Source organism: Gordonia sp. YY1 (assembly GCF_009872315.1).
In the GTDB taxonomy this organism is placed as follows: domain Bacteria; phylum Actinomycetota; class Actinomycetes; order Mycobacteriales; family Mycobacteriaceae; genus Gordonia; species Gordonia amicalis.
On the sequence record NZ_WXYI01000014.1, the window covers coordinates 127028 to 137060 of the forward strand.

General features: G+C 66.7%; 8 protein-coding genes. 1 reads left to right on the forward strand and 7 read right to left on the reverse strand.

The annotated features are described in order from the left end of the window. Positions 1 to 11 precede the first annotated feature (11 nt). From BPODLACK_RS17500 to BPODLACK_RS17525, 6 genes are all read right to left on the reverse strand, one after another. Positions 12 to 2252 (reverse strand): NADP-dependent isocitrate dehydrogenase, encoded by a 2241-nt coding sequence (locus BPODLACK_RS17500; RefSeq protein ID WP_159405819.1) that lies wholly within the window; start codon positions 2250 to 2252, stop codon positions 12 to 14. A 221-nt stretch (positions 2253 to 2473) separates the two neighbouring features. Further along, positions 2474 to 4135 carry a SulP family inorganic anion transporter gene (locus BPODLACK_RS17505; protein WP_006437996.1) on the reverse strand — a complete coding sequence of 554 codons (1662 nt, stop codon included), beginning with the start codon at positions 4133 to 4135 and terminating at the stop codon, positions 2474 to 2476. Further along, entirely contained in the window at positions 4132 to 4497 is a 366-nt protein-coding gene (locus BPODLACK_RS17510) for an ArsR/SmtB family transcription factor (RefSeq protein ID WP_006437995.1), read from the reverse strand. Before BPODLACK_RS17510 ends, BPODLACK_RS17505 begins: the two co-directional genes overlap by 4 nt. 136 nt (positions 4498 to 4633) lie before the next feature. After that, positions 4634 to 6859, reverse strand: coding sequence for a catalase/peroxidase HPI (gene katG, locus BPODLACK_RS17515; protein ID WP_159405820.1), 2226 nt, complete (start codon positions 6857 to 6859; stop codon positions 4634 to 4636). Positions 6860 to 6908: 49 nt separating this feature from the next. After that, positions 6909 to 7340, reverse strand: a complete 432-nt coding sequence (locus tag BPODLACK_RS17520) for a Fur family transcriptional regulator (RefSeq protein WP_191834533.1) — start codon at positions 7338 to 7340, stop codon at positions 6909 to 6911. Between the two features lie 87 nt (positions 7341 to 7427). Next, entirely contained in the window at positions 7428 to 8489 is a 1062-nt protein-coding gene (locus BPODLACK_RS17525) for an MBL fold metallo-hydrolase (RefSeq protein ID WP_159405821.1), read from the reverse strand. 154 nt (positions 8490 to 8643) lie between these two features. Here BPODLACK_RS17525 and BPODLACK_RS17530 point away from each other — a divergent pair, with 154 nt between their 5' ends. Further along, positions 8644 to 9387 (forward strand): alpha/beta fold hydrolase, encoded by a 744-nt coding sequence (locus BPODLACK_RS17530; RefSeq protein ID WP_159405822.1) that lies wholly within the window; start codon positions 8644 to 8646, stop codon positions 9385 to 9387. A gap of 20 nt (positions 9388 to 9407) precedes the next feature. Here BPODLACK_RS17530 and BPODLACK_RS17535 read toward each other — a convergent pair whose 3' ends face one another. Then, a complete protein-coding gene (locus tag BPODLACK_RS17535) occupies positions 9408 to 9872 on the reverse strand; it encodes a cupin domain-containing protein (RefSeq protein WP_024499750.1) in 465 nt (154 codons plus the stop codon). Between the last annotated feature and the right edge of the window lie 161 nt (positions 9873 to 10033).

Genomic DNA, 10033 nt, shown 5'->3' on the forward strand with positions numbered 1-10033 from the left:
TGACGCGTGGATCAGAACTCGACGGAAGCGAGAGCCTCGTTGAAGGTCTTGCTCGGACGCATCACCGCAGCGGTCCGGTCCCAGTCCGGGTAGTAGTAGCCGCCGAGGTCGACCTGCTGACCCTGAGCCGAGTTCAGCTCCTCGACGATCTTCTCCTCGTTCTCGGCGAGGGTCTCGGCCAGCGGCGCGAACTGCTTGGCCAGGTCGGTGTCCTCGGTCTGACCGGCCAGTTCCTGGGCCCAGTACAGGGCGAGGTAGAACTGGCTGCCGCGGTTGTCGAGCTCGCCGGTCTTGCGCGACGGACCCTTGTCGTTCTCGAGCAGCTTGCCGGTCGCCGCATCGAGTGCCTTGGCCAGGATCACCGCGCGCTGGTCGTCGAACTTCTTGCCCACGTCCTCGAGGCTGGCCCCGAGGGCCAGGAACTCACCCAGCGAATCCCAGCGGAGATGGTTCTCCTCGATGAGCTGCTTGACGTGCTTGGGCGCCGAACCGCCGGCACCCGTCTCGTACAGGCCGCCACCGGCCATCAGCGGCACGATCGACAGCATCTTCGCGCTGGTGCCGAGCTCCAGGATGGGGAAGAGATCGGTGAGGTAGTCGCGCAGGATGTTGCCGGTCGCCGAGATGGTGTCGAGGCCGCGGACCACGCGTTCGAGGGTGTACCGCATGGCACGGACCTGCGACATGATCTGGATGTCCAGACCCTCGGTGTCGTGCTCGGGAAGGTACTTGTGGACCTTCTTGATCAGCTCGTTCTCGTGCGGACGGTACGGGTCGAGCCAGAAGAGAACAGGCATGCCCGAGTCGCGGCAGCGGTTCACGGCCAGCTTGATCCAGTCCTGGATCGGGGCGTCCTTGACGACGCACAGACGCCAGATGTCGCCCTCTTCGACGGTCTGGGTCAGCAGGACCTCACCGGTCTCGATGTCGGTGATGTTGGCGGTGCCGCCGACCGGGACCTCGAAGGTCTTGTCGTGCGAGCCGTACTCCTCGGCCTTCTGCGCCATCAGGCCGACGTTGGGGACGGTGCCCATCGTGGTGGGGTCGAACTGCCCGTTGGTCTTACAGAAGTTGATCATCTCCTGGTAGATGCGGGAGAAGGTCGACTCCGGGTTGACCGCCTTGGTGTCCTTGAGGCGACCGTCGGCGCCGTACATCTTGCCGCCGGCACGGATCATCGCGGGCATCGAGGCGTCGACGATGACGTCGCTGGGGGAGTGGAAGTTGGTGATTCCGCGGGCCGAGTCGACCATCGCCAGCTCGGGACGGTGCTCGTGGCACTTGTGCAGGTCGTCGACGATCTCCTCACGCTGGGCGCTCGGCAGCGACTCGATCTTGCTGTAGAGATCCGACAGGCCGTTGTTCACGTTGACGCCGAGCTCGTCGAACAGGTCGCCGTGCTTCTCGAAGGCGTCGCGGTAGAAGACCTTCACGGCGTGGCCGAAGACGATCGGGTGCGAGACGCGCATCATCGTCGCCTTGACGTGGAGCGAGAACATGACGCCGGTCTTGTAGGCGTCCTCGATCTGCTCTTCGTAGAACTTGATGAGCGCCTTCTTGCTCATGAACATGCTGTCGATGACGTCGCCGTCGGTGAGCTCGATCTCGGGCTTGAGGACCAGGGTCTCGCTGCCGTCGTCGGGGATGAGTTCCATCTTGACCTTGCGGTCGCCGTCGACGGTCATCGACTTCTCGCCGTGGTAGAAGTCGCCTTCGCGCATGTGCGCGACGTGGGTGCGCGATGCCATCGACCACTCGCCCATGCTGTGCGGGTGCTTGCGCGCGTACTCCTTGACGGCCTTGGGGGCACGACGATCGGAGTTGCCCTCACGCAGGATCGGGTTGACCGCGCTGCCGAGGCACTTGGTGTACCGGTCGCGGATCGCCTGCTCTTCCTCGTTCTTCGGACTGCCCGGGAAATCGGGCAGGTCGTAGCCCTTCTCCTGGAGTTCCTTGATGGCGGCGTGGAGCTGCGGGACCGACGCGCTGATGTTGGGCAGCTTGATGATGTTGGTGTCGGGCTCCTGGGTGAGCTTGCCCAGTTCGCCGAGGTTGTCCGGAACCTTCTGGTCTTCGGGCAGGAGATCGGAGAACTCGGCGAGGATTCGCGCCGCGACCGAGATGTCGCTGGTTTCGACTTCGATGCCGGCCGCGCCGGCGAACGTACGCACCACCGGAAGAAACGCGTGGGTGGCGAGCATGGGAGCTTCGTCGGTCAACGTGTAGATTATGGTCGGCTTTTGGGTGCTCATGCCTGATGTTCTCGATTCTGTCTGTATTAACCGGTGTCGCCGGCGACCTTGTGAGTCAGGCTTCACCGATACCACGCTTGCGGTGTGCTCGTGTGACAACTACCCCCCGATTCTGCCCCCTGTGATCAGCCTCGCGTTCATGGGCCTCGGGTCTTGTGGTTCGATGCCGCCGGAGGCGGGGCGGCGCGATACCTCGGGGGGTCGGCGTCGATGCAGGTAGTTCATATTCTCTCGCGTTCGACGTGACTCCGCGCGTGGGCGATGGCCTCGTCGAGGGTGTCGACGAGGTGGTTGTCATGACGCAGGGAGTCGAAGACCCCGACACCCTCGAGGAGTTCGAGGTGGTCGGGCTGTACGCCCTTGATGATGACGGTGATCCCGCGGTTCTCGAGTTCGGTGACGATCTCGGCCAGCGAGTGCGCGCCCGTCGCGTCGAGCATGCCGAGCCGCGACATCCGGATGATGACGACCGACACCGATTCGTCAGGGTGGTCGGCGATCGTGGTCGAGATCCGCTCGGCCGCGCCGAAGAACATCGCACCGTCGAGGCTCAGCAGCGCGATCCGCTCGTCGCCGGGTCGAGGGTCGCCGGGCAGCGGCTCGCGGGTCACGCTGGACCGTTGCGCCACCTGGCGCAGGGCGAAGAACGCGGCCACGACGATGCCGATCTGGACGGCCTCGATGAGGTCCAGCGTGACGGTGATGATCGCGGTGACGACGAAGATCAGCGCGTCCGACCGGGTGGATTTGAGGATCGCGCGGACGGTACCGACGGACACCATGCGGAACGAGGTCACCATCAGCACCCCGGCCAGCGCGGCAAGGGGGATCGCCGAGACCGGACCGGTCGCCAGGTAGACGACCCCGAGCAGCAGTAGTGAGTGCACTATCGCGGCGACGCGCGTACGTGCGCCGGAACGCACGTTGACCGCGGTACGGGCGATGGCCCCGGTCGCCGGCATGCCGCCGAACATCCCCGACGCGACCGAGGCCAGACCCTGACCGGCGAGCTCGCGGTCGGGGTCATAGGGGCCCGTCGGCGACATGGTGGCCGCGACGCGCGCCGACAGCAGCGACTCGATCGCGGCGAGGGCCGCGATGGCGACCGCGGCGCCGAGGACCGACTTCACCATCGCCGGGTCGACGTGCGGGATCGACGGGGCGGGCAGCGAGGACGGCAGCTCACCGATGCTGGCGACGTCGAAGAGGCCGGTGAAGTGGACGATCAGGGTGACGACGATGACGGCGGTGAGTGACTCGGGGATGCTGCGGTGGATGCGCGGTAACACGAGCATGATCACGGCGACCATCGCGACGACGGCCAGCGCGGGCCAGGCGGTCGACCAGTCGGCGTTCACGACGACGTCGACGGCTGCGTTGAGGGTGCGTGCTCCGGACGGTGCGACGGTGCCGAACGCGGCCGGCACCTGCTGCAGGAAGATGATCGCCGCGATGCCGAGGGTGAAACCCTCGATGACCGGCCAGGGGATGAAGGTGACGGCGCGGCCGAGGCCGAGGACACCGGCCACCAACACCAGGACGCCGGCCAGGACGGTGACGACCGCGATGCTGCTCAGACCATGCTCGGCGACGATCGGCGCGAGGATGACGGCCATCGCGCCGGTGGGCCCGGACACCTGGACGTGTGAGCCGCCGAAGATCGCGGCGACGAGCCCGGCGACGACGGCGGTGATCAGGCCGGCGGCGGCGCCGACACCCGAGCTGATGCCGAACGCCAGCGCCAACGGAAGCGCGACGACGCCGACGGTGACACCTGCGACGATGTCGGCGCGCCAGCTGCGTTTCAGCCCCGCGTAGTCGCTGCGCCGGGGGACGAATCTGGCCGTTCGAGACAGGGCACCGGTGAGGGCGTTGGTGCTCATCGGGGTGTCACCGGTGGTAGCGACGAGATGGCATCGAACTGTTCGCGCTGTGCGCCGAGGGTGTCGATCAAGAAGGTCCGGGCGATGACCAGGAGGTCGGAGATCTTCGGGTGCGCGAGTTCGTAGAACACGGCGTTGCCGGTGCGGTTGCCGGTGACGACATGGTGACGCTTGAGTACGCCGAGATGCTGAGACAACAACGTCGGCTCGAGTTCGGTCGCCGTGAGCAGCTCGCTCACCGCAGTCGGTTCACCGTTGGTGCTCAGGATCTCGAGGACGCGGATGCGCGCCGGGTGCGCGAGCGCCTTGAACAGGTTGGCCTTGATCTCGTACAGCGGCTGCTCGGGGCTGGGATCGGGCACGGGTCACTCCAGGGGAAGGCACTAGTTGATGGATTGATGGATTGAAGGATTGCTCAATCCATACTATAGCGCGTGCCGACACGAAAGCACCCCGCGGCCCTGGTCCGCGGGGTGCCTCCCGATCGACGAGCCGGAATCAGCTCACATCGAAACGATCATTGTTCGACACCTTCACCCACGCCTTGACGAAGTCGTTGACGAATCGCTCGGCCGAATCATCCTGGGCATAGACCTCGGAGAGTGCGCGGAGTTGCGAGTGCGAGCCGAACACCAGATCGGCCGTGGTCGCCGTCCACTTGGTCTCGCCGGACGCACGGTCGATGACCTCGTAGACGTTCTCCTCCGAACCCGACTTCCACTCGAAGCCCATGTCGACCACGTTGCGGAAGAAGTCGGTCGACAGGACTCCCGGACGGTCGGTGAACACGCCGTGCTTCGAGCCGCCGTGGTTGACGTCGAGGACACGGAGGCCGCCGATGAGCACCGTCAACTCAGGAGCGGTGAGATCGAGCATGTAGGCACGCTCGAGGAGCAGCTCCTCCAGTGGCGCCTTCTCTCCGCCACGGCTGTAGTTGCGGAACCCGTCCGCGCGGGGTTCGAGCACCTCGAACGAGTCGACGTCGGTGCTCTCCTGCGAGGCATCGGTGCGTCCCGGTGTGAACGGCACGGTGACCGGGAATCCCGCTGCCTCCGCGGCCTTTTCCACGGCGGCGGCACCGCCGAGGATGATGAGGTCGGCCAAGGACACCTTCTTGCCGCCGGACGCCGAGTCGTTGAAGTCCTTCTGGACCTGCTCGTACACCGGCAGCACCTTGGCGAGCTCACCGGGCTCGTTGATCTCCCAGTTCTTCTGGGGCTCGAGGCGGATGCGTGCGCCGTTGGCACCACCGCGCTTGTCGGTGCTGCGGAAGCTGGCCGCCGACGCCCACGAGGTCTTGATCAGCTGCGTCGGCGAAAGTGCTTCGAGCAGTTTGCTCTTCAGGGACGCGATGTCGGCGTCGTCGATCAGCTCGTGGTCAACGGCGGGCACCGGGTCCTGCCAGATCTGCGGCTCGGGAACCCACGGGCCGAGGTAGCGGCTGACCGGACCGAGGTCGCGGTGGAGCAGCTTGTACCAGGCCTTGGCGAAGGCCTCCTCGAGCTCCTCGGGATGGTCGAGCCAGCGGCGGGTGATGTCGGCGTAGATCGGCGACTCCCGCATCGAGACGTCGGTGACCAGCATGGTGGGCGCGCGTCCCGGGCCGCCGAAGGGATCGGGAATGGTGCCTGCGCCCGCACCGTCCTTGGCGACGTACTGCCACGCACCGGCGGGGCTCTTCTGCAGCTCCCACTCGTAGCCGTAGAGGATCTCGAGGAAGCTGTTGTCCCACTGCGTCGGCGTGTTGGTCCAGACCACCTCGAGGCCGGAGGTGATGGCGTCCTCTGCCTTGCCGCTGCCGTAGCTGGACTTCCAGCCCAGGCCCTGCTGCTCGATCGGTGCAGCCTCGGGCTCGGGACCGACGAGGCCCGCGTCCCCGGCGCCGTGGGTCTTGCCGAAGGTGTGGCCACCGATGATGAGGGCCGCGGTCTCCTCGTCGTTCATGGCCATCCGGGCGAAGGTCTCTTGGATGTCGTAGGCCGCGGCGACCGGATCCGGCTTGCCCTCGGGGCCTTCCGGATTGACGTAGATGAGACCCATCGTGGTGGCGCCCAGCGGCTTGGCGAGGTCACGCTCACCGGAGTACCGCTTGTCGGTGCCGCCCCACGTGTCCTCGGGACCCCAGTACACCTCTTCGGGCTCCCAGATGTCCTCGCGACCGAAACCGAAGCCAAACGTCTTGAATCCCATGGACTCCAGGGCGACGTTGCCGGCGAAGACCAGCAGGTCGGCCCACGACAGCTTGGTGCCGTACTTCTGCTTCACCGGCCACAGCAGACGACGTGCCTTGTCCAGGTTTGCGTTGTCGGGCCAGCTGTTCAGCGGGGCGAAGCGCTGTGCGCCCTGCCCGCCGCCGCCGCGGCCGTCGTAGATGCGGTAGGTGCCGGCCGCGTGCCAGCTCATGCGGATGAACAGGCCTCCGTAGTGGCCGTAGTCGGCGGGCCACCAGTCCTGTGACTGGGTCATGATCGAGACGAGGTCGGCCTTGAGTGCCTCGACGTCGAGCTTCGCGAATTCCTTCTTGTAGTCGAAGTCCTCGCCGAGCGGGTTGGACAGCGAAGAATGCGCGTGCAGCCTGGACAAGTCGATCTGCTCGGGCCACCAGTCCTTGTTGGTCAGCGGCGCATGCGCTTTCGGCTCCGGCGAGGGGATGGCCGGATTCTCGCTCTCGCTGGTGCTGCGAGTCTCTTCGGCGGGATTGGGTGGGCGGCTGTCGGAGGTCACGACATTCCTTTCGATGGTGGAACCGGTTGGGCTGCGATCACGGATGTGATCAGGTCGGGGTTGGGCTGACGCAGTCCGGGCAGAGTCCCCAGTAGATGACCTCGGCCTCGTCGAGAACGAAACCGTGGTCGTGGGATGCGGTGAGGCACGGTGCCTCGCCGATTGCGCAATCGACGTCCGCCACGGTTCCGCACGCGCGGCAGACGACGTGGTGATGGTTGTCGCCGGTGCGGAATTCGTAGAGCGACACCGAACCCGACGGCTGGAACCGCCGGATGAGACCGGTTTCGGTCAGTGCCCGGAGGACGTCGTAGACGGCTTGACGGGACACATTCGGCAGCATCTGTCGGACGATGCCGTAGATGGTGTCGGTGTCGGTGTGGGGGTGTTCGTCGACGGCACGCATGACCGCCACCCGTGGTTGGGTGACTCTGAGGTCTGCGGCCCGGAGTTGCTGGGCATAGTCAGATGTCGATGCCACGTGACCCACCATAGGCACGTTCCCTGCGGTTGCACGGCGTTTTTCTGGATCTGATCAAAACTCCGCGAGAACGCCGGGTTGGGCGTATCAGCGCAGCTCGAGCGTCACGCGGTCGGGGCGCAGGTAGTCCTGCGGGTCGCGGAGATAGCGCACCTCGGGCCGGGCGTCGATGGTTGCCAGCGCGTCGAAGAACGCTCGTTCGCGGTTGACGGCGGGGGTTGCGATCACCGGGAACCAGTCGTCGTGATGGTTGGGCACAAAGACTTTCGGACGGAGTGCGTCGATGTAGCGCAGCGGATCGCCCAGGCCGTTGGTGATCTCGTTGAAGCCCTGGATGGACCCGACGTGGAGGTCGACCGGGCCGAGGTCGCGAAGCGTCGCGAGGATGGCCCGCCCGCCGGGGACCTGGCTCACCGGGCCGACCGAGTCGTTCCACACGGTTCGCCGTCCACCGACCTCGAACGCATAGAGGACGGCGCCGCCCTCCGGATCGTCGAGGTGCCCGGCGAGCCGGCCGAGTTCGTCCGCGTGCGGCGGGTTGGTGACCAGGCGGTCGCTCGGCGGAATGGGCAGCAGCGGAGGATGTTCGCCCTCAGGTGCTTTCAGCGTCGAATGGATGTTGCTCATCGCGGTGACCGCGATCCCGGGAATGCCCCGGTAGGGCCGGGTGCTGCCCGGACGGGCACCGGCGGCAGCCACCACGTCGCAGGCGACGCGCGGCGCGGACCGGTGGAAGAACGCGCAGTGGCTCGCCGAGCCGACGAGGCGCGCACCGGAGGCGCGGGCGATGTCGACGGCGTCGGCCGCGTGGTCGAAATGCCCGTGCCCGATCAGGATGTGCGAGGGTTTGATCGCGGCGATCTGAGCCCGGGTCGTCGGGACGTGGCCGCGGTAGGCGTTGGGCAACCAGGCGTCGGTGAGAAAGACCTTGCCCGCCATGGCGACCGCGAAGCTCGAGACGCCGAACCAGGAGAAGAGAACGCGGTCGTCGCGCACCGCGCCCGTGGTCTGGTCGACGTTGTCGGCGCCGAACACCGCGGAACGGGCCGCGACGAGCGCGGAATCCGCTCGAGCAGTACTGGCTTGGGGCACGGCGAGACCCGCGACCACAAGCAGCACGGACAGGGTCAGCACGACGCGGCGGCACATGAACCGGCAGTCTACGACCGAACGCGTCAGGGATGGTCGAGGTGTACCGACCGCGGAACGTCCGGGCGTCGTGCCGGGGTGCTCCACACGGGAGACGCAGGATCGTGTCCAAATGGGGACAGGGGCTGTCCTAGAGGCCTGACAGCATCGAGACGTGACGACGAACGCGAACAACTCACCCATCATCCTGATCGCCGGGCATTGGCTGGGGGCGTGGGCATGGGACGAGGTGTGCGAACACCTGACCGCCGACGGCCGGCGGGCCATTCCGATGACGCTTCCCGGCCTCGATGAACGGGACTCCGGGCGTGCCTCCAGGACGCTCGACGACCAGGCGACGGCGATCAGACAGACCATCATCGGAGCTGGGGCTTCCGAGGCCGAGCCGGTGGTCATCGTGGCGCACAGCGGGGCCAACGCGCCGGTGAGTCTGGTGCTCGACCAGCGACCCGAACTCGTTCGCCACGTGGTGTGGGTCGACAGCGGGCCCGTCGCGTCCGGGAGTGTCTTCGCCCCGGATGCACCCGAGGATCTGGACGAGCTCCCTCTGCCGCCCTTCGACGTACTCGGGGAGCAGGCCAGTCTCGAGGGCCTGAACACCGAGACGCTCCAGCGTTTTCGGGCCAGGGCCGTTCCGGAACCCGGTCCCGTGCTCCGGCAGCGGGTGGAGCTCACGAACGATGCGCGACGTGCCGTCCCGACCACTCTGGTGTGCTGCTCGATTCCGAGTGCGCAGATAACCGAGCTGGCCGACGCGGGTCACCCCATGTTCGCCGAGGTGTCACGCCTCGACCATGTCGACCTCGTCGACCTCCCGACCGGGCATTGGCCGATGTGGAGCCGCCCCGGCGACCTAGCGCACATCATCGACGAAGCGGCCACGACGCCGGTCGGCTGAAAGCCGGAGCGCCGGTACATCTACGACTGCGCACAGGCTGGTGCGACGGCATCCTCCGACAACGGCTTGCCGGGCGGCATCAGGTAGAGGACGTCGAGGATCACCGGGACGGTGCCGAGATTGGTGCCCTCGTGGGTGTTGACCTTCCCGGCGGGTTCCTCGATGACCTCGCCGGCCCGGTAGACGACCGGTTTGCAGTCCGCGCCCGGGTGGGTGAGCGTGCCCTGCCGGACGAAGGCGTAGATCTGGGCGTCGTGGAAGTGCCAGCCGGTGGTGCCGCCGGGTGCGATGGTGATCTCGCGGACCTCCACGTGCACGCCCTGCGGAACGAACGGCAGCAGTCCGGCGGGGATGTCGGTCTCGGCGAGGGTCACTGCCGAGACCCCTGAGGAGGGAGTCGCATTCGCGGTGACCGGGCCCAGGAGAGCGGGCGTGAGGAGTGCGGCTGCGGCGATGGCGGTGATGGCCGTGGTGCGGAAGGTCATCGGGCGACATTACGTCGGCACGACGCCGGAGAGCTGCGGTTTCGGCGATCCGGTTACGGGCCCTTCGAGGCAGTGAGAATGGGTTGGGTGGTCGACCGGGTCTGGGTCTGACTTACTTCGAGGCTGACGGTTGCTGTCATGAGCGAGATGTGTCGGCCCGG

Coding starts and splice junctions, on each gene's coding strand:
- BPODLACK_RS17500 (WP_159405819.1), bottom strand. CDS start 2,252: ATGAGCACCCAAAAGCCGACCATAATCTACACGTTGACCGACGAAGCT.
- BPODLACK_RS17505 (WP_006437996.1), bottom strand. CDS start 4,135: ATGAGCACCAACGCCCTCACCGGTGCCCTGTCTCGAACGGCCAGATTC.
- BPODLACK_RS17525 (WP_159405821.1), bottom strand. CDS start 8,489: ATGTGCCGCCGCGTCGTGCTGACCCTGTCCGTGCTGCTTGTGGTCGCG.
- BPODLACK_RS17535 (WP_024499750.1), bottom strand. CDS start 9,872: ATGACCTTCCGCACCACGGCCATCACCGCCATCGCCGCAGCCGCACTC.